The sequence below is a fragment of the Halovulum dunhuangense genome (assembly GCF_013093415.1).
Taxonomy (GTDB): domain Bacteria; phylum Pseudomonadota; class Alphaproteobacteria; order Rhodobacterales; family Rhodobacteraceae; genus Halovulum; species Halovulum dunhuangense.
Genome location: NZ_JABFBC010000002.1, coordinates 841,519 through 861,525, shown reverse-complemented (window position 1 = coordinate 861,525; position 20,007 = coordinate 841,519). Strand labels below are relative to the sequence as shown.

At 67.3% G+C, this 20,007-nt stretch carries 18 protein-coding genes; 13 read left to right on the top strand and 5 right to left on the bottom strand.

The features are described 5' to 3' along the window. Positions 1-136: 136 nt before the first annotated feature. Positions 137-1,042, bottom strand: a complete 906-nt coding sequence (locus HMH01_RS14885; protein WP_171326545.1) for a LysR family transcriptional regulator — start codon at positions 1,040-1,042, stop codon at positions 137-139. 205 nt (positions 1,043-1,247) lie between these two features. Here HMH01_RS14885 and HMH01_RS14880 point away from each other — a divergent pair, with 205 nt between their 5' ends. The 11 genes from HMH01_RS14880 (at position 1,248) to HMH01_RS14830 (ending at position 12,290) form a co-directional block, all read left to right on the top strand. Further along, a complete protein-coding gene (locus HMH01_RS14880) occupies positions 1,248-2,450 on the top strand; it encodes an ABC transporter substrate-binding protein (protein WP_171326544.1) in 1,203 nt (400 codons plus the stop codon). Positions 2,451-2,464: 14 nt separating this feature from the next. Beyond that, positions 2,465-3,244, top strand: a complete 780-nt coding sequence (locus HMH01_RS14875; RefSeq protein ID WP_171326543.1) for an ABC transporter ATP-binding protein — start codon at positions 2,465-2,467, stop codon at positions 3,242-3,244. Beyond that, positions 3,241-3,945, top strand: coding sequence for an ABC transporter ATP-binding protein (locus HMH01_RS14870; protein WP_171326542.1), 705 nt, complete (start codon positions 3,241-3,243; stop codon positions 3,943-3,945). Before HMH01_RS14875 ends, HMH01_RS14870 begins: the two co-directional genes overlap by 4 nt. A 1-nt stretch (position 3,946) precedes the next feature. After that, positions 3,947-4,834, top strand: coding sequence for a branched-chain amino acid ABC transporter permease (locus tag HMH01_RS14865; RefSeq protein WP_171326541.1), 888 nt, complete (start codon positions 3,947-3,949; stop codon positions 4,832-4,834). Between the two features lies 1 nt (position 4,835). Further along, the gene (locus tag HMH01_RS14860) at positions 4,836-5,834 is read left to right on the top strand and encodes a branched-chain amino acid ABC transporter permease (protein WP_171326540.1); all 999 of its coding nucleotides are present in this window, start codon (positions 4,836-4,838) and stop codon (positions 5,832-5,834) included. Between the two features lie 111 nt (positions 5,835-5,945). Continuing rightward, on the top strand, positions 5,946-7,544 hold the full coding sequence (locus HMH01_RS14855) for a GMC family oxidoreductase (RefSeq protein WP_171326539.1): 1,599 nt from the start codon (positions 5,946-5,948) through the stop codon (positions 7,542-7,544). A 145-nt stretch (positions 7,545-7,689) separates the two neighbouring features. Further along, entirely contained in the window at positions 7,690-8,421 is a 732-nt protein-coding gene (locus HMH01_RS14850) for a PIG-L deacetylase family protein (RefSeq protein ID WP_171326538.1), read from the top strand. A 19-nt stretch (positions 8,422-8,440) separates the two neighbouring features. Next, the gene (locus HMH01_RS14845) at positions 8,441-9,112 is read left to right on the top strand and encodes a 4-carboxy-4-hydroxy-2-oxoadipate aldolase/oxaloacetate decarboxylase (protein ID WP_171326537.1); all 672 of its coding nucleotides are present in this window, start codon (positions 8,441-8,443) and stop codon (positions 9,110-9,112) included. Further along, positions 9,105-10,154 (top strand): 4-oxalomesaconate tautomerase, encoded by a 1,050-nt coding sequence (locus HMH01_RS14840; RefSeq protein WP_171326536.1) that lies wholly within the window; start codon positions 9,105-9,107, stop codon positions 10,152-10,154. The genes HMH01_RS14845 and HMH01_RS14840 overlap by 8 nt, the downstream gene beginning before the upstream one ends. Before the next feature lies 1 nt (position 10,155). Beyond that, complete coding sequence (locus HMH01_RS14835) at positions 10,156-11,016, top strand: NAD(P)-dependent oxidoreductase (protein WP_171326535.1); 861 nt, start codon at positions 10,156-10,158, stop codon at positions 11,014-11,016. A 77-nt stretch (positions 11,017-11,093) separates the two neighbouring features. Further along, positions 11,094-12,290, top strand: coding sequence for a LysR family transcriptional regulator (locus HMH01_RS14830; protein WP_343035340.1), 1,197 nt, complete (start codon positions 11,094-11,096; stop codon positions 12,288-12,290). Here HMH01_RS14830 and HMH01_RS14825 read toward each other — a convergent pair. Genes HMH01_RS14825 through HMH01_RS18025 form a run of 4 tightly spaced genes read right to left on the bottom strand, consistent with a single transcriptional unit; the run spans position 12,287 to position 16,533 of the window. Next, a complete protein-coding gene (locus HMH01_RS14825) occupies positions 12,287-13,360 on the bottom strand; it encodes an isocitrate/isopropylmalate dehydrogenase family protein (protein WP_171326533.1) in 1,074 nt (357 codons plus the stop codon). The two genes, HMH01_RS14830 and HMH01_RS14825, sit on opposite strands and share 4 nt — an antisense overlap. Then, on the bottom strand, positions 13,357-14,424 hold the full coding sequence (gene tcuB, locus HMH01_RS14820; RefSeq protein ID WP_171326532.1) for a tricarballylate utilization 4Fe-4S protein TcuB: 1,068 nt from the start codon (positions 14,422-14,424) through the stop codon (positions 13,357-13,359). Before tcuB ends, HMH01_RS14825 begins: the two co-directional genes overlap by 4 nt. Beyond that, on the bottom strand, positions 14,414-15,817 hold the full coding sequence (gene tcuA, locus HMH01_RS14815) for an FAD-dependent tricarballylate dehydrogenase TcuA (RefSeq protein WP_171326531.1): 1,404 nt from the start codon (positions 15,815-15,817) through the stop codon (positions 14,414-14,416). The genes tcuB and tcuA overlap by 11 nt, the downstream gene beginning before the upstream one ends. Before the next feature lie 35 nt (positions 15,818-15,852). Further along, complete coding sequence (locus tag HMH01_RS18025) at positions 15,853-16,533, bottom strand: FCD domain-containing protein (protein ID WP_171326530.1); 681 nt, start codon at positions 16,531-16,533, stop codon at positions 15,853-15,855. 294 nt (positions 16,534-16,827) lie between these two features. Between HMH01_RS18025 and HMH01_RS14805 the strand changes: the two genes are divergently transcribed. Further along, positions 16,828-17,916, top strand: coding sequence for a tricarboxylate transporter (locus tag HMH01_RS14805; RefSeq protein WP_171326529.1), 1,089 nt, complete (start codon positions 16,828-16,830; stop codon positions 17,914-17,916). Between the two features lie 71 nt (positions 17,917-17,987). After that, a complete protein-coding gene (locus HMH01_RS14800) occupies positions 17,988-20,003 on the top strand; it encodes a tripartite tricarboxylate transporter permease (RefSeq protein WP_171326528.1) in 2,016 nt (671 codons plus the stop codon). Positions 20,004-20,007: the final 4 nt, after the last annotated feature.

The following is a 20,007-nucleotide window of genomic DNA, read 5'->3' as shown; positions in this document are numbered from 1 at the left end:
CGGGCGGGTCGCGCTTTCGGGGGCGCGTCAGTGGGTGGAAATCGTCGGATTGTCGACAAAATCACCAGTTGTTGCGCGGCATGTGCGCAAATCAGGCGGCCGTGGTGCAAATTCCAGCACCGCTTTCAGGGTGCGGTCAGTGCCCCTCGGGCAGCAGTTCGCCGCGTCGTGCGCGCATCGCCGACTTGATGAATTCCATCACCGCGCGTTCGCGCGGGATCGGGCGCACGTCCCGGTGGCAGGTCAGCCAGTAGTTGCGCAGGATCGTCACCTCGTCGTGCAGCACCGGCACCAGGTCGGTGTAGTGGCGCGCGACGTAATGGGGCAGCACGCACAGGTACAGCCCGGCCCGTGTCGCCGCGAGCTGGTTGAAGATCGACGAGCTCTTGAACACGGGGCGTATCTTTGGGTGCACCTCGCCCAGGTAGTCCAGGCCGCGGGCGAAGATCATCTCCTCGATGTAGCCGGCGAAGGGATGTTCGAGCAGATCCTCGCGCCGGGTGATGGGCGCGTTGCGTTCGAGATAGCTGCGCGCGCCATAGATGTGCAACGCGTAGTCCACGATCTTTTCCGAGTGGTAGGGCGTGGCCTTGGTCGGGTCGAGCGTGACCGACAGGTCGGCCTCGCGCCGGGACAGCGACATGATCTGCGGCAGGGTGATGAGTTCCAGCGCGATGTTGGGAAACCGGGTCTGGAATTCCGGCAGCAGGTTCTTGCTGAAGAAGCTGGCAAAGCCCTCGGGCACGGCGACCCGCAGGACGCCGCGCTGGGCGCCGATGTCGCCGGTCAGGTCCACCAGCAGGCGGTCGGCCTCGTTCTCCATCCGCTCGGCCGTCTCGACCAGGCGCCGGCCCGTGCTGGTCAGTTCGTAGCCGCGGGGATTACGCTCGAACAGGCGCAGCTTGAGTGCGGATTCGAGACGGTCGATCCGGCGCGAAACCGTGACATGGCTGGTCTGAAGCTGGCGCGCGGCGCGCGAAAGCTGGCCCTCGCGGGCGACCGCCAGGAAGAATTGCAGATCGTCCCAGGTGAGATGGGCCATGGCTTCGGTTTGTGTTCGTTTTCGTACAGCTAGTGTATGGAATTAGCCTTAACTGAACGGTTGTGTCAAAGCGGGAATCCTGTAGTTTTGCGCCGTCGGCCTGTCTGGGGAGGCGGTCGATGGAATAGAACCGAAATCGTAGATCAACCCGCCGGGCGCAACTGAACCTGCGTCCTGCGCGCAGGTTGGCACGGGAGGATATATCATGCGTAAATTGCTCATGTCCGCTGCGGCGATCGGGGCGCTCGCCACGCCCGCCCTGGCGCAGGTCAGCGACGATGTCGTCAAGATCGGCATCCTGAACGACCAGTCCGGCGTCTATGCCAACTTCGGCGGTCGCTACTCCTACGAGGCGGCGCTGATGGCCGTCGAGGATTTCGGGGGCACCGTTCTGGGCGCGCCGATCGAAGTCGTGACCGCCGACCACCAGAACAAGCCCGACGTGGCGTCGAACATCGCCCGCCAGTGGTACGACACCGAGCAGGTCGACAGCATCATGGAGCTGACCACCTCGTCCGTGGCGCTCGCGGTGCAGGCGCTGTCGCGCGATGCCGGCAAGATCACCATCACCACCGGCGCGGCCACGACCGAGCTGACCGGCGCGCAGTGCTCGCCCTACGGCTTCCACTGGGTCTATGACACCCACGCGCTGGCCGTGGGCACCGGCGGCGCGCTGGTGGAGCAGGGCGGCGATACCTGGTACTTCCTGACCGCCGATTACGCCTTCGGCTATTCGCTGGAAGAGAACACCGGCAACTTCGTCAAGGCCCAGGGCGGCGAGGTTCTCGGTTCCGTGCGTCACCCGCTGGCGTCCAACGACTTCTCGTCCTTCCTGCTGCAGGCGCAGGCCTCGGGTGCCAAGGTGATCGGCCTGGCCAATGCCGGCGCCGACACCCAGAACGCGATCAAGCAGGCGGCCGAATTCGGCATCGTGCAGGGCGGCCAGCGCCTGGCGGCGCTGCTGTTCACCCTGGCCGAAGTGCACGGCCTGGGCGCCGAGGCGGCGCAGGGCCTGACCCTGACCGAAAGCTTCTACTGGAACCGCACCGATGACAGCCGTGCGTTTGCCGAGCGCTTCTTCGAGCGCACCGGCGCCATGCCCAACATGGTGCATGCCGGCACCTACTCGGCGGTCGCCCAGTACCTGAAGTCGGTCGAGGCGGCAGGCACCGACGCCACCGAGGCGGTTTCCGCCAAGCTGCACGAGCTGCCGGTCAGCGACCTCTTTGCCGAGAACGGCACCGTGGCGCCGAACGGCCGCATGATCAAGGACGTGTACCTGATGGAAGTGAAGGCGCCGGACCAGATCACCACGCCCTGGGACTATTACAACGTCCTCGCGACCATTCCCGGCGACGTGGCCTACATCAACCCGGCCGAGAGCGGCTGCCCGCTCGTGACGCAGTAAGGCGTGTCGGGTCGATGAACGCAAATCCTGTGAGCAAGCAGGACCAGCCGCGGGTGGTGCTATCCGCCCGCGGCCTTGGCAAGGATTTCTCGGGCTTCACCGCCGTCAACAACGTGGACCTGGACGTGCACCATGCGCGCATCCACGCGCTGATCGGGCCGAACGGCGCCGGCAAGACGACGGTGTTCAACCTGCTGACCAAGTTCCTGCAACCGACCCGGGGCAACATCACGCTGCTCGGGACGGACATCACCAGCATGAAACCCGACCGCGTGGCCCGGATGGGCCTTGTCCGGTCCTTCCAGATTTCCGCCGTGTTCCCGCATCTGACGGTGCTCGAGAACGTGCGCGTGGCGCTGCAGCGCCCGAACAACCTGGCCACGCAGTTCTGGCTGCCGCTGTCCTCTCTCGACCGGCTGAACGGTCGCGCGGACGTGCTGATCGATGAACTGGGCCTGACCGAATACCGCGATACCCGCGCAGCGGACCTGTCCTATGGCCGCAAGCGCGTGCTGGAGATCGCGACCACGCTTGCGCTCGATCCCGAGGTGCTGCTGCTCGATGAGCCGATGGCCGGCATGGGCCGCGAGGATGTGAAGATGGTCGCCGGCATCATCCGCGACGTGGCGCAGCACCGCGCCGTCCTGATGGTCGAGCACAACCTGTCGGTCGTGGCAGACATCTGCGATCATGTGACCGTTCTGGCCCGGGGCGAGATCATCGCCGAGGGGGACTATCGGTCCGTCGCAGACGACCCGGTCGTGCGCACCGCCTACATGGGGAGCGAGGCATGAGCGAGCCGCTTCTGAACGTCTCGGACCTGCATGCGTGGTATGGCGAAAGCCATATCCTGCACGGCGTGAACATGCATGTGAACCAGGGCGAGACGATCTGCATTCTCGGGCGCAACGGCATGGGCAAGACGACCACGTTGCGTACCGTCATGGGCATCCTGCGCAAGCGCACCGGCGAGATCCGGTTCGCGGGGCACGATCTGATGGCGACGCCGCTGCACCGCACGGCGCATACGGGTCTGGGTTTCGTGCCCGAGGAGCGCGGCATCTTCGCCACGCTGAACGTGGACGAGAACCTGATGCTGCCGCCGAAGGTCGCCGAGGGCGGCATGTCGGTGGACGAGATCTACAAGCTGTTCCCCAACCTCAAGGAGCGGCGCAACAGCCCCGGCACCAAGCTGTCGGGCGGCGAGCAGCAGATGCTGGCGATCGCGCGCATCCTGCGCACCGGCGCCCGCTGCCTGCTGCTGGACGAGCCGACCGAGGGCCTGGCCCCGGTCATCATCGACGCCATCGGCGAGGTGCTGACCGAACTGAAAAGCCGCGGCATGACCGTGGTGCTGGTGGAACAGAACTTCCGCTTCGCCAGCAGGGTCGCGGACCGCTTCTACCTGATGGATCACGGACAGATGGTCATGGAATTCCCCGTGAGCGAGATGGAAGTCCGCCGCGAGGAACTGAACCAGGCGCTGGGGGTCTGACATGATGACGATATTCGGCGTGCCGACGGCCGCCCTGTTCGGCCAGCTTCTGGTCGGCCTGATCAACGGATCGTTCTACGCGCTGCTCAGCCTTGGCCTTGCGGTCATCTTCGGCCTGCTGCGCGTGATCAACTTCGCCCACGGCGCGCAGTACATGCTGGGCGCGTTCGCGGCCTATCTGCTGGCGGTGTGGCTTGGGCTTGGCTACTGGTCGGCGCTGATCCTGGCGCCCGCCATCGTGGGCATCGTGGGCGCCGCGATCGAGCGCACGATGCTGTCGCGGCTCTACAAGCTCGACCATCTCTACGGGCTTCTGTTCACCTTTGGCCTGTCGCTGACGATCGAGGGCACCTTCCGCTACTTCTTCGGCGCGGCGGGCCAGCCCTATGCCGGTCCGGCGGCGTTGCAGGGCGGCGTGAACCTGGGCTTCATGTTCATGCCGATCTATCGCGGCTGGGTCGTCGTCGCGTCGCTGATCGTCTGCATCGGGGTCTGGCTGCTGATCGAGAAGACGAAGCTCGGCTCATACCTGCGGGCGGCGACCGAGAACCCGACGCTGGTCCAGAGCTTCGGCGTGAACGTGCCGCTGCTTCTGACCTTTACCTACGGGCTGGGCGCGGCGCTTGCGGCATTCGCCGGGGTGCTGGCCGCGCCGATCTACCAGGTCAGCCCGCTGATGGGGTCGAACCTGATCATCATCGTCTTCGCGGTGGTCGTGGTGGGCGGCATGGGCTCGATCCTGGGCGCCATCGTCACCGGCTACATGCTGGGCATCGCCGAGGGCCTGACCAAGGTGTTCTACCCCGAGGCGTCCAACATCGTGATCTTCGTCATCATGGCGATCGTGCTGATCCTGCGTCCCGCGGGTCTGTTCGGAAAGGATGCGTGACATGGCAGTGAAATCCGAACCCATCGCGACCGAAACCATCGACGTGCTGCCGAATGCATCGGGCGTGCGTACCGTCCTGCTGCTGGTGCTTCTGGCCGGGCTGCTGGTGGCGCCGTTCATGCTGTACCCGATCTTCGTCATGAAGCTTCTGTGCTTCGCCCTGTTCGCGGCGGCCTTCAACCTGCTCCTGGGCTATACCGGGCTGCTGAGCTTCGGGCATGCCGCCTTCTTCGGGGGATCGGCCTATTTCACCGCCCATGCGGTGAAGGAGTGGGGCTGGTCGCCCGAATTCGGTGTCCTGCTGGGCGTCGCGGGCGCGGCGGTGCTGGGCCTGATCATGGGCGCCATCGCGATCCGGCGTCAGGGCATCTATTTCGCGATGATCACGCTGGCGCTGAGCCAGATGTTCTTCTTCTTCTGCCTTCAGGCCGGGTTCACCCGGGGCGAGGACGGGATCCAGTCGGTGCCGCGCGGCCAGTTGTTCGGCTTCATCGACCTGACGAACGACATCAACATGTACTACTTCGTGCTGGGCGTGTTCCTGCTGGGCATGCTGATGATCTGGCGGATCGTGAATTCGCCCTTCGGCATGATCCTGAAGTCGATCCGCGAGAACGAGAGCCGGGCCACCTCGCTGGGCTATTCGGTGGCGCGCTACAAGCTGGCGGCCTTCGTCATGTCCGCGGCGCTGACCGGGCTGGCCGGCGGGGTGAAGGCGCTGGTGTTCCAGTTCGCCACCCTGACCGACGTGGCCTGGCAGATGTCGGGCGAGGTCATCCTGATGACGCTGCTGGGAGGCATCGGCACCCTGATCGGCCCGGTCTTCGGCGCGGGTCTGGTGGTGACGCTGCAGAACTACCTGGCCACCTCGGACTTCCCGGTGACGATCATCACCGGCGTGGTGTTCATGGTCTGCGTGCTGGTGTTCCGCCGCGGGCTGGTGGGCGAGTTCTACGCCTCGAAGCTGGGCCGCAGGCTGGGCTTCAACCCCGAGAACTGATCTTCGGGCCGGGCCCCGACGGGGCCCGGTACGTTTTTGTATGTTTCCCACGGCCGGGCGCGCCCCGGCATCCAGCCCCGGCCGTGATGCGCCGGGGAACGGAGAAGGTGCATGGACCAGTATGATTACATCGTGATCGGCGCCGGCAGCGCGGGCTGCGTGCTGGCCAACCGGCTGTCCGCCGATCCCGCCAACCGCGTGCTGCTGCTGGAGGCCGGGGGGCGCGACAACTATCACTGGATCCATATTCCGGTCGGCTATCTCTACTGCATCGACAACCCGCGCACCGACTGGCGCTTCCGGACCGAGGCGGAGCCGGGGCTTAACGGCCGCTCGCTGATCTATCCGCGTGGCAAGGTGCTGGGCGGCTGTTCCTCGATCAACGGCATGATCTACATGCGCGGACAGGCGCGCGACTACGACCAGTGGGCGCAGATGGGCTGCACCGGCTGGGGCTGGGACGACGTGCTGCCGCTGTTCCGCCGCGCCGAGGACTACCATGCGGGCGAGAACGACCTGCACGGCGCGGGCGGCGAGTGGCGGGTGGAGCGGACCCGCGTGCGCTGGCAGGTGCTGGACAGCTTCCTCGAGGCGGCGGTGCAGGCGGGCATCCCGCGCACCGAGGATTTCAATTCGGGCGACAACGAGGGCGGCGGCTATTTCGAGGTCAACCAGCGGTCGGGCATCCGCTGGAACACCTCCAAGGCGTTCCTGCGCCCGGCAATGAACCGTCCGAACCTGCGCATCCTGACCGGCGCGCAGGCCGAGCGGCTGATCGTCGAGGGCGGAGAGGTGCGCGGCGTCGTCTTTCACCAGGACGGCCGCCGGATCGAGGCGCGCGCGCTGCGCGAGACGGTGCTCAGCGCGGGGGCGATCGGCTCTCCCGCGTTGCTGGAACTGTCCGGCATCGGCAATGGCGAGGCGCTTCAGGCCGCCGGCATCGCGCCGCTGGTCGAGATGCCTGCGGTGGGCGGCAACCTGCAGGACCATTTGCAGTTGCGCATGGTCTACAAGGTCAATGGCGTGCCGACCCTGAACGAAAAGGCCAGCAGCCTGCGCGGCAAGCTGGAGATCGGGCTCGAATACCTGCTGAAGCGGTCTGGCCCGATGTCGATGGCGCCCAGCCAGCTGGGCATCTTCACCCGCTCGGGCCCCGAGAAGGAGACGGCGGATCTGGAATACCACGTCCAGCCGGTCAGCCTGGACAAGTTCGGCGACCCGGTGCACCCCTTCCCGGCGATGACGGCAAGCGTGTGCAACCTGCGCCCCGAAAGCCGGGGCAGCGTGCATGTGAAATCGCCCGATTTCCGCGCGAAGCCCGCGATCCGCCCCAACTACCTGTCCACCGAGGGCGACCGCGAGGTGGCGGTGCGGGCGATCCGGCTGACCCGGCGCATCGCCGCCCAGCCCGCCTTCGCCAAGTTCCGACCCGAGGAATACCGGCCCGGCCCCGACTACCAGACCCACGAGGATCTGGTGAAAGCGGCGGGCGATATCGGCACCACCATCTTCCACCCCGTCGGCACCTGCCGGATGGGCGCGGACGACAACGCGGTCGTCGATCCGCGCCTGAGGCTGAAGAAGCTGGGCCGGCTGCGCATCGCGGATGCCTCGGTCATGCCGACGATCACCTCGGGCAACACCAACTCGCCCACGATCATGATCGCGGAAAAGGCGGCCGAGATGATCCTGGAGGACGCGCGCGGCTGAGACGCCCGCTTTTGCGGGAATTGAATAGGGGCGCTGCGCCTTCCGATTGGTGGGTGCGCGACCCGGGGTCTATCCTTCCGGCAACTGGCGGAAGGGTCCGCCACCTGCCCGTCATGGCGGGTTGGTCTGATCCGGGAGATGCCCCATGAGCGACAAGACCGCGCTGATCGTCAGCGCCCATTCCGCCGATTTCGTCTGGCGCTGCGGCGGCGCCATCGCGCTGCATGCGAGCAAGGGCTATGACGTGACCGTCGTCTGCCTGTCCTATGGCGAGCGCGGGGAAAGCGCGAAGCTCTGGAAGCAGGAGGGCATGACCCTCGACAAGGTAAAGACCGCGCGCCGCAAGGAAGCCGAGGCGGCGGCATCCGCGCTGCGCGTGCACGATATCCGCTTCTTCGACCTGGGCGACTACCCGCTGGTGCTGGACCGCGAGGCGAAGTACCGGCTGGTGGACGTGATCCGCGCCGTGCAGCCGCGCTTCATGATGTCCCATTCCAAATACGATCCCTACAACACCGACCACATGTACGCGACGGAAGTGGCGCTGGAGTGCCGAATGATCGCGCAGGCCTGGGGCCACAACCCCGGGGAAAAGGTGCTGGGCGCGCCGCAGCTCTACCTGTTCGAGCCGCACCAGACCGAGCAGATGGGCTGGAAGCCGGATGTCTTTCTCGACATCACCCCGGTCTGGGACCGCAAGCGCGCCGCCATCGAATGCATGGAGGGTCAGCAGCACCTGTGGGACTACTACACCAATGTTGCGCAGAACCGCGGCAACCATTTCCGCCGCAACTCGGGCGGCCAGGCCGGGGGGCGCGACTGCCGCTATGCCGAGGGGTTCCAGTCGGTCTTCCCGCGCACTGTCGACGAACTCTGACCAGAGGGGGAGAATGCGGATGGGCGTTGTCGTTCAGAATATCGAGCGCGCGGATGAGGCGGTGATCGCGGGGCTGGCCGAGTGTGGCGTCGCCACCGTGCACGAGGCGCAGGGACGCAAGGGGCTTCTGGCCTCCTACATGCGGCCGATCTATGCGGGGGCGTCGGTCGGCGGATCCGCGGTCACGATCTCGGCGCCGGCGGGCGACAACTGGATGATCCATGTCGCCATCGAACAGGTCCGCCCCGGCGACATCATGGTGCTGGCGCCCACTTCGCCCTGCGAGGACGGGTATTTCGGCGACCTGCTGGCCACCTCGGCGCAGGCGCGGGGCTGCCGCGGGCTCGTGATCGAGGCTGGCGTGCGCGACGTGCGCGACCTGACGAAGATGGGCTTCCCGGTCTGGTCGAAGGCGATCTTCGCGCAGGGCACCGTGAAAGAGACGCTGGGCTCGGTGAACATTCCCATCGTCTGCGCCGGTGCGCTGGTCAATCCGGGCGACGTGATCCTGGCCGATGACGACGGCGTCTGCGTCGTGCGCCGCGAGGAAGCGGCCGACGTGCTGGTGAAAGCGCGCGACCGGGTCGCGAAGGAAGAGGAAAAGCGCGCCAAGCTGGCCGATGGCATCCTTGGCATCGACCTTTATGGCCAGCGCGAGCGGCTGGCCGCCAAGGGCCTGCGCTATGAGTGAGGGCGTGCCCTGCATGTGGATGCGGGGCGGCACCTCCAAGGGCGGGTATTTCCTGGCCGCCGATCTGCCGGCGGACCGGGATGGTTTCCTGTTGCAGGTCATGGGTTCGCCCGATCCGCGGCAGATCGACGGGATGGGCGGGGCGGATCCGCTCACCTCGAAGGTGGCGGTGGTGCGCAAGTCCCAGCGCCCCGGCGTCGATGTCGACTACCTTTTCCTCCAGGTCTTCGTGGATCGGGCGGTGGTGACCGACGCGCAGAACTGCGGCAACATCCTTGCAGGCGTCGGCCCCTTCGCGATCGAGCGGGGGCTGGTCGCGGCGCGGGACGGCACCACGGACGTGCGCATCTTCATGGAGAACTCGGGCCAATTGGCCATCGCCCGCATCCAGACACCGGGCGGGCGCGTGCGTTATGCCGGGGGTGCCCGGATCGACGGCGTGCCGGGCACCGCCGCCCCGGTCGAGATCGCCTTTCAGGATACCGCCGGGTCAAGCTGCGGCGCGCTGCTGCCCACGGGCAACGCGGTGGACATGATCGACGGGGTCGCGTGCACCCTGATCGACAACGGCATGCCCTGCGTGGTGCTGCGCGCGGCCGACATGGGCGTCACCGGGACGGAGACGCCCGCAGAGCTTGAGGCCAACGCGCCGCTGCGTGCCCGGCTCGAGTCGATCCGGCTGAAGGCGGGGCCGATGATGAAGCTGGGCGACGTGGCGCAGGCCTCGGTTCCCAAGATGACGATGGTCTCTGCCCCGCGGGCGGGCGGCGCGGTTTCGACGCGGACCTTCATCCCCCATCGCTGCCATTCCACCATCGGCGTGCTGGGCGCGGTCAGCGTGACGACCGCCTGCCTGCTGCCGGAGGGGCCGGCGCGGTCGGTCGCGGTGCTGCCCGAGGGCGACAGGGTGGCGCTTTCGGTCGAGCACCCGACGGGCGAGATGACGGTGATCGCCGACCTCAGGGACGGGCAGGTGGCGCAGGCCGCCATCCTGCGCACGGCCCGCAAGCTGTTCGACGGCATGATCTTCGGGAGGGACTGACATGCGGATCGCGTTCATCGGGTTCGGAGAGGCGGCGCGCGCCTTCCACGACACGCTGGTCAAGGTGGATGGGGGCCTGTCCTTTGCGGCCTACGACCTGAAGGACACGGCCGACATGGCCGAGGCGATGGCCGCGCGCGGCGTCGCGCGGGGGGCCAGCCCGGCAGAGGCGATTGCCGGGGCGGACTGGATCGTCAGCGCGGTGACGGCGGACCAGAGCCTTGCGGCCGCCACCTCTGCCGCGGCGCATCTGGGGCGCGGGCAGGTGTTCATCGACATCAATTCCGTCTCTCCCGGTCGCAAGCGCGAAAGTGCTGCGGCGGTCGAGGGGGCGGGGGCGGCCTATGTCGACATGGCCGTGATGGCACCGGTGCATCCCCGCGGCCATGCCACCCCCGTGCTGGTCGCGGGGCCGACCGCCGCGGCGCTGGCGCTGGAACTGGAACGGCTGGGCTTTTCCTTCGACATCGCGGGCGACGCGCCGGGTGCTGCGACCGCGATCAAGATGGTGCGCTCGCTCTTCGTGAAGGGGCTGGAGGCGATCACTGTCGAGGCGCTTCTGGCGGCGCAGGCCTCGGGCTGTTTCGAGGAGGTGCTCGCCTCGCTGTCGAAAAGCTATCCGGGGCTCGGCTGGCCGCAGATCGCAGACTATCATTTCGAGCGGACCCTGCGCCACGGCGTGCGCCGCGCGGCGGAGATGCGCGAAAGCGCCGCCACGCTGGACGCGCTGGGCCTGACCGGCGGGCTTGCGCGCGAGATCGCCGCCGTGCAGGAGCGGATGGGGGCGGTCGGTGTCGGTGCGCTTGGCACCGGTACGCTGTCGGGCGATGTCGCAGAGGTGCTGAAGGCCCGGCTCGGCTGATGGGTGGGCCGCCTTCGGCATGGCGGTCGGAACCCCGGGGTGATATTCAATTCGCGCAACCTTGTGCGGAGTGAACCATCCTGTCCGAAGATCCGGTCCCCAACCTGCGGCATATTCTCGGCGTGGTCGCGGTCGCCGATCAGGGCACGCTTTCGGCCGCGGCGCGGGAAATCAACCTCTCGCAGCCGGCGCTGACCCAGGGCGTCGCCCGTATCGAGGAGGATCTGGGCACATCCCTGTTCCGGCGCGGCGGCGGCGGGATGATCCCGACCGAGGCGGGGCAGCTGTTCATCCTGCGCGCGCGGCGCGGCGTCGAGTTCCTGCGCCGCGGCGGCCAGGTCGTCGGGCGCCCGCATCTTTACCGGATGCTGTCGGTGGGCCAGTTGCGCAGCCTTGTCGCCGCGGTCGAACATGGCGGTTTCCGGCCCGCGGCCATGCGGCTGGGGCGCGAGGCGTCCACCATCAGCCGCGCCTGCCGCGAGATCGAGCACCAGGCCGGGGTGGAGCTGTTCGAGAACACCTCGAGCGGATTGCAGCCCACGAAGCAGGCCAACGAGTTCATGCGCTTCGCAAAGCTTGCCATGGGGGAATTCCGGCAGGCGGTGCATGACGTGCGCGGCTGGCAGGGCGCACCCGAGGGGCGGCTGGCGATCGGCTGCCTGCCGATGGCGCAGACCCATATCGTGCCCGAGGCGCTGAACCGTTTCTCGCACGATTATCCGCGGATCGAGCCGCGCGTCGTGGACGGCTATTACGACTCGCTGACCCGCGGGCTCAGGCGTGGCGACCTGGACATCCTGCTGGGGGCCCTGCGCACGCGCGACCTGCCGGAGGGGCTGGTGCAGGAGGCGCTGTTTTCGGACCCGCTGGTGGTGGTGGCCCGGCCCGGGCACCCACTGGACGGCGTGGCGGGGGTCGATGGCGGGGCGCTCGCCCGGCACCCGTGGGTTGCACCGCGCGCGGGCGCGCCGTCGCGGCGATATTTCGACAAGGTGCTGTCCGGGCTGTCGATTCCGGCCGACGTGCCGGCCCCCGTCGAGACGGGGTCGCATACGGTGATGCGGGGGCTGCTGTTCGGATCGGACCGGATGGCGATGCTGTCGCGGCTCCAGGTAAGCCGCGACATCGGGCTGGGGCTTTTGGTGCAGATCGACCATCCGCTGCCCGACAGCGCACGGCCCATCGGCATCACCCACCGCGAGGACTGGCTGCCGGGCATGCCGCAGGCGCGGTTCCTGGAAATCCTGCGCGAGGTGACGGCCGCCGCGCGCTAGAGCCGCGCGGCCACCGCCCGGGCCATCTGCTGCGTGCCGGCGCTGCCGCCAAGGTCGGGCGTGCGCGCGGCTGGATCGGCCAATACCTGTTCCAGCGCCGACTCGATCGCGGCCGCGGCCTGCCTGAGCGCGATGTTGCCCTTCCGCTCGCCCAGCCAGTCGAGCAGCATGGCGGCCGAGCCGATCAGCGAGGCGGGGTTGGCGATGTCCTTGCCCGCGATGTCCGGGGCGGACCCGTGCTGCGCCTGGGCCATGCCGTGATGCTCGCCCGCGTTCAGCGACGCCGCAAGGCCCAGGCTGCCGGACAGTTCCGCTGCAAGATCCGACAGGATGTCGCCATACATGTTGGTCGTGACCACCACGTCGTAGCGGCCGGCGTCGCGAACCAGAAGTGCTGCCATCGCATCGACCAGCACCTCGTCATAGGCGATGTCGGGGTAGTCCTTTGCGACCGCGCGGCATTCCTCGAGGAACAGGCCATCGGACAGGCGCAGCACATTCGCCTTGTGCACGGCGGTGACATGCCGCGCGGGCCGGGTCGCGGCCAGCCGGAAGGCGCTTTCGGCGATCCGGCGGCAGGCGCGGCGGGTGATCTTGCGCAGGGCCAGCGCGATGTCCGGCTCGGGCATGATCTCTCCGGGACCGGAGGCCATGTTGCGGTCGGCGTAGAAGCCTTCGGTGTTCTCGCGCACCACCACCAGGTCGAAGGGTTTGCCGCAGGGCGGTGTCACCCCGGGCCGGGTCGCGGCGGGGCGGATGTTGGCGAACAGGTCCAGCCGCTTGCGCAGCGTGCCCGACGGGTTCAGCCCGCCCTCGGCCACCGGCGGATAGGCGTTGTGCGACACCGGCCCCAGCACGATGCCATCGGCATCGAGTGCCGCGGCGATCACCGCGTCGGGGATGGTCGAGCCGCTGGCCTTCAGCGCGTCGAAGCCGACCACCGCCCCGGCGAAGGCAAGGTTCAGGCCGAAGCGGCTGTCGGCTGCCTCGAGCACCGTGCGGGTCGCGGCGACGATCTCGGGGCCGATCCCGTCCCCGTCCAGCATCAGAAGCGAAACGGGGGCGCTCATGCTGCACCCCGGATCTGCGCGTCGCGGATCAGCGCGGCCAGCCGGTAGAACCCGTGGACCATCTTGGAATAGGGGATCAGCAGGAACAGGGCGAGCACCGTGCCCAGGTGGATGGCAAGCAGCGCCGGAACGGCGCCGGTTCCGGTCGCTGCGTAAAGCAGCAGCCCGGTAAAGCCGGTCAGGCCCAGCAGCATCACGAAGGCCATCTCGCCGCCCCAGAGCTTCGGCGCGCCGAGGTCACGGTCCGCCTTGGTCTTGAGCACCGCAAGCCCGATGCAGCCCAGCGTCAGCAGGATGCCGCCCGGCACGCCCAGCAGCTTCGGCAGCGAGAAGAAGCCGTAGGGCGCCTCCATACCGAAGCCGTAGTGCAGGATGGTCCCCGAACTGGTGGACGCGAAGCACAGCAGAAAGCCCCAGAGCGTGGCCTGGTGCGCATGGCGGCGTGCGTTGGAAAAGCGGTCGCCCTTCTCGAAGTTGCAGCCCTGGCCCTGCCCGCCGGACAGGTTCTTCAGCCTTGCCACGTCGCCGAGTGCGGCACGCAGATGGGGAAGGCGGATCGCGGTGCCGCCCACCTCGCGCCAGTAGTCGCGCAGGCCGAGCGCCACGATCGCCAGGGGCGCGATGAAGGCGGGCGCGAAGATCGACACCATCGCCGCATGCGAGAGATAGGCGTAGAACCCCTCGCCGTTTTCGGGGCGCAGGGCCTGAAGGGCGAGGAACAGGACGGCGATGCCCGCGACAAGGACCGCACCGATGGCGACGCCCGCGCGCTGGAACAGCGCCGCAAAGGGCGCGGGGCGGGCGAAGCGTTCCCAGCTTTCGGCGCGCACCTCGGCCAGCGCCTTGGGCAGGTTCAGCGCGAATTCATGCGGTTCGGTGAACTGGCAGGCGTAATAGCAGCCGCGGCAGTTGTGGCACAGGTTGGCCAGCTGGGTGACGTCGCCATCCGCAAAGGCGCGTTGGCGGTTGATCGCCGGAAAGACCGAGCAGTAGCCCTCGCAATAGCGGCAGGCGTTGCAGATCTCGATCTGGCGGCGGGCCTCGTTGATCAGATCAAGCGACATTTGCAGCGGCTTCCTTTCCTGCGATGCGGCCGAACACGGTGCCGATGGTCATGCCGAAGCCGGCCAGGTAGCCCTGGCCCAGGATGCTTCCGGCCATGATCTCGCCCGCGGCCCAGACATTCTCGTAGCGCCCCTGCGGGCCCGTGACGCGCGCCGTCTCGTCCACCTTCAGCCCCAGATAGGTAAAGGTCACGCCGGGGCGCAGCGAGTATCCGTAATAGGGGGCGGTGTCGATCGGGCGCGCCCAGTTGGTCTTGGCCGGCTCGATCCCCTCGGTGGCCATGCCGTCCAGTTCGGTCGGGTGGAACATGCCGGGGCGGCAGGCGGCGTTGAAGGCGTCCACCGTCTCGCGCAGCTTGTTGCCGGAAATGCCCAGCCGCTGGCCCAGTCCCTCGATCGTGTCGGCCTGCTCGGGCGGATAGACCGAGGGCATGAACAGGTCGATGCTTTTCGAATCGATGATGACATAGGCGACCTGGTCGGGCTGTGCCGCGACCAGCCGGCCCCAGATCGCGTAGCGCTTGGGCCAGACATCCTCGCCCTCGTCGTAGAAGCGTTCGCCGTCGCGGTTCACGACGATGGAGAAGGGCACGCAATCCAGCCGGGTGACGATGCCGCCGTCATATTTCGGCGAGCGGCCGTCGATGGCCACCGCGTGGCACTGGGTCGGATCGCCGACGCTTTCGGCACCCTGGTCCAGCATGTCCTTCAGCACCACCCCGCGGTTGTAGGGTGTGCCGCGGATCAGGAAGTTCTTCGCCGCCGGACCCCAGGCGCGGGCCAGCCAGTCGATATCGGCCTGGAACCCGCCCGAGGCCAGGACGACCGCCTTGCCCTCGATCCGGCAGGGCTGGCCGGCGATTTCCGCGTCGAGCCCCTCGAACCGGCCTTCGTTGATGGTGACGTGCTTCACCTGCGCCTCGTAGGCCACGGTCACGCCCAGATCCTCGGCGGTGTTGTAATAGGCATTCACCAGCGCCTTGCCCCCGCCCAGGAAGAAGGCGTTGGTGCGCGACAGCGACAGCGTGCCCGACAGCGACGGCTGGAAGCGCACGCCATGCGCCTCCATCCAGGGCAGGCATTCCTCGGAAGTGCGGATCGTCATGCGGGCCAGGTTCTCGTCCGTCTCGCCCTTGGTCACGCGCAACAGGTCGTCGTAATACTCATCTTCTTCGTAGGCGTCGGTCAGCACCGAAAGGGGCCCGCGATGCATGCAGCGGAAGTTGCGCGTGTGGCGCGAGTTTCCGCCGCGATAGGGTTCCGGCGCCCCTTCGAGGATGACCACGCGCGCGCCCGCCTCGGCCGCCTCGATGGCCGCGCAGAGGGCGGCGTTGCCGCCGCCGACCACCACCACGTCCCAGCTTGTGCCAGAAAGTTTCGAGATATCCGTCATGCCGTCCGTTCCCCGGGTTCTCTTGCTGTGCTGGATCAGATCTTGTCGGCCGGCCGCTCGCGGTCGCGCAGCATCCGCAGGCGCGTGCGGTGGGCAGCCTCCATGTGATGGCGCATCGCCGCCTCGGCCGCGGCCCCGTCGCGGGCCCGCAGCGCCGCCATGATGCGGTCATGCTCGACCAGGGCTTCGGCCTGGCGCTCTGTTTCCTCCAGCGTGGAGGGGCCGAGGATCAGCATGGATTTCTGCAACGTGTTGACCGAGCGGGTCAGGAAGCGGTTCTTCGCGGCGTCGAGCAGCGTCAGGTGGAACTGCCGGTTCAGCCGGTACATGGCCTCGGCGTCCGAGCGGGCCCGCGCCATCTCGGTGTTGAGCGACTCGAGTTCCGCCAGTTCCACGTCGGACGCCGCGCGTGCCGCAAGCCGGGCTGCCGTGCCTTCCAGCACGACGCGCATCTCGTAGAGCTCCATCACCTCGGAATAGTCGAGCTGCCGGATCGCGGCCCCCACGCGGGGGACGTGTTCGACCAGCCCGTCCGCCTCCAGCTGGCGGATCGCCTCGCGCACGGGGGTGCGGCTGGTGTTCAGGCGCCTTGCAAGCTCGGTTTCGGTCAGCCGCATCTTGGGGCCGAGTCGCCCGGCGCGGATTTCCTCGAGCAGGTGGCGATAGGCTTCCTGTCCCTGCGGGCTGTAGGGCCGCTTTTCGGGTTTGGTTGTCACGTCCTGCTCCGCTGACGAGGGGCTTGTCCGATTGCATCCGATTGTATACGGATGGATGCAGTGGGGTCAAGGAGGTTGGATCTGCTCGCTGCCAATGGGAAACCGGAATTCGGCGATTGGAGAATTTCAATATCTCTGACACTTTTCCAATTGGAGCAGGGCCTGTTATTCCAGCACGATCTGATCTCGCGTTTTGCCGGCCCTCCACGGGGGTCCGGCCAGAGGTTGCGAGTAGTGCGGACGCGGGAGTCGTGGTAGACAGTCCGGCCAGCACAAACGATGGGAGGAATACACATGACACAATTCAACAAGACGGCGCTTGCGGCCGCGGCCGGCATCGCCGCCATGGTCGGCGCGGGCCAGCAGGCCGCGGCGCAGGACCTGGCCGGCAAGACGGTCGAGTTCGTGATCCCGTTCTCGGAATCCGGCGGCTCGGCGCGCTGGGCGAACTTCTACGCGCCGCTGCTGAGCGAGGCGCTTCCGGGCAATCCGACCGTCGTGGTCCGGTATCGTCCGGGCGGTGGTTCGACCACCGGCGCCAACTGGTTCCAGGAGCAGACCACCAATGACGGCACGCTGATCTTCGGCACCTCCGGCTCTACCCAGTTCCCCTATCTGCTGGGCGATCCGCTTGTGCGCTACGAGTACCAGGACTGGATCCCGGTTCTGGCGTCGGGCACCGGCGGCGTGTCCTACCTGCCGTCCAGCCTGGAGGACAAGTGGGACGGTACCGCGAACCAGCTGACCGAGGAGTTCTTCCTCTACGGCTCGCAGGGCGCCACCTCGCTCGACCTGGTGCCGATCCTCGCCTATGACCTGCTGGGCCTGACGGTCGATCCCGTGTTCGGCGTCGAGGGTCGTGGCGACGGCCGCCTGATGTTCGAGCGTGGCGAAGCCAACATCGACTACCAGACCTCGTCGGCCTATATCCGCTCGGTGCAGCCGATGGTCGATTCCGGCCTGGCCTTCCCGATCTTCAGCTGGGGATCGCTGGATGCCGAAGGCAACATCGTCCGTGACCCGACTTTCCCGGACATGCCCAGCTTCAAGGAAGTCTGCGAGGCGACCGAGGCCTGCTCGACCGAGGGTGTGGAATGGGACGCGTTCAAGGCATTCTTCGTCGCGGGCTTCCCGGCGCAGAAGCTGGTCTACCTGCCGGGCAACGCCCCGCAGGAAATCGTGGACATGTACAACAAGGCCTTCAACGACATCATCGCGCGGCCCGATTTCGCCGAGCTGGCGGCTGCCGAACTGGGCGTCTATCCCCAGCTGACCGGCGATGCGGCCCGGCGCGCGCATGAGCAGGCGACGACGATTTCGCCCGAGGCCAAGCAGTACGTGCTCGACTGGCTGAACGAGCGGTTCCAGATCAGCTTCAACTGATCGACCGATCGCCAAATCCCGCCGGCCCCCGTGCCGGCGGGTTTCTCTTCTCGCGACGTGGGGAATGATCCATGGATATGATCGCGACCGCGCTGCCGGCGCTTGGGCAGGCATTTTCTCTTCTTTTCCAGCCCGAACAGCTTCTGTTCCTCATGACCGGCGTGCTGCTCGGCCTTTCGGTCGGCATCCTGCCGGGGCTTGGCGGGATCGCCGGCCTGTCGCTGGTGCTGCCCTTCATCTATGGCATGGACCCGGTGTCCGGCCTTGCGATGATGATCGGCCTGATCGCGGTCATCCCCACATCCGACAGTTTCTCTTCGGTGCTGCTGGGTATCCCCGGCTCGTCCGCGTCGCAGGCGACGGTGCTGGACGGCTTCCCCCTTGCCAAGAAGGGCGAGGCGGCACGGGCGCTGGCGGCTTCGCTGGTGTCGTCGCTGCTGGGCGGCCTGCTGGGCGCCTGCGTACTGACGGTGTTCATCTTCTTCGCCCGACCGATCATCCTGGCCTTCGGCGTGCCCGAGATGCTGATGCTGACCGTGCTCGGCCTGTCGATGGTCGCCATCCTTGCCGGCCGCGTGCCGCTGAAGGGGCTGATCGCGGCGGGGCTCGGCCTGATGGTGGGCACCATCGGCGCGGCCGGCGCGGGCGGCTCGCTTCGGATGACGACCTATGACATCCCCTACCTTGTGGACGGGGTGCAGCTGGTCATCATCGGCCTCGGCATCTATGCCATCCCCGAGATCGTCTCGCTGCTGCGCCATGATCGCCCCATCTCCAAGAGCGGAGAACTGGGCAAGGGCTGGGCCGACGGCCTTAAGGACTGGTGGCGCAACAAGTGGCTGTCGATGCAGACGGCCGTGGTCGGCGTGATCGTCGGCGTCATCCCGGGGCTGGGCGGCTCTGTCGTGGACTGGATCGCATATGGCTACGCGGTGCAGACCGCCAAGGACCGGTCCAAGTTCGGGCAGGGCGACATTCGCGGCGTGATCGCGCCCGACTCGGCCGCGAACGCCAAGGAAGGCGGCGCGCTGATCCCGACCCTGATCTTCGGGATCCCCGGCTCCGGATCGATGGCGATCTTTCTGGGCGGGATCGCCCTGCTGGGCTACGACCCGGGCCCGCATATGGTGCGCAACAATCTTGACATCACCTACACGATCATCTGGTCGCTTGCGATCGCGAACGTGCTGGGCGCAGGCCTGTGCATCATGCTTGCTGGCCAGATCGCCAAGATCACGACGATCCGCTTCACGCTGCTGGCGCCGCTGCTGTTCATGCTGATCGCCTTCGCGGCGTTCCAGTCCAGCCAGCGCCTGGGCGACCTGGCGATGCTGGTGCTGGTGGGTCTGCTGGGCATCCTGCTGCGCCGCTTCGACTATTCGCGGCCGGCCTTCCTGATCGGTTTCGTGTTGTCGGCACAGGCGGAATCCTATGCCAACCAGCTGTACCAGATCGCCGGATCCCGGTTTAACCGCAGCTTCGAGATCGGCATGTCCTATATCGCCACCCCGCTTGCGGTGGGGATCCTGCTGCTCACCATCATTTCCGTGATCGTGGGCGTGCGGGCGGCGAAGTTCATCCAGGAGAATGCCGCGCCGCATACAGGCGGCAAGCGTGCCCCGATGGTGTTCCTGCTGGCGCTCACCGCCTACCTGGTCGTGGCCTGGGCCGACGCCTATTCGATCGGCCGGATGGGCGACAAGATCTTCCCGCTGACGGTGGGCACCATCACCCTGCTGTGCTGCCTTGGACTGCTGGTGCAGATGATGCGCAGCCCGGAAACCCATCCGGTGTTCGTCGACCTGGAAAAGGGCGGCGACGATGCGGCCGCCGAGCACGGGCTGTGGCCGACCCTGTCGTGGTTCCTGCTGCTTCTGGTGCTGTCGGCGCTGTTCGGCTTCATCATCGCGCTGGCGGTCTTCTTCCTAACCTTCTTCCGGACCCGCGCGGCTCTCAGCTGGGCGCGCACGCTGATGTTCACGGCGGGCGGCCTGGGGATGATCCTGTTCATGGGCGGGATGCTCGGCCGGGAGTTCCCCTCGGGCCTGCTGCAGGAATTCGTACGGCTTCCGTGGCCCTTCATCTGACGGC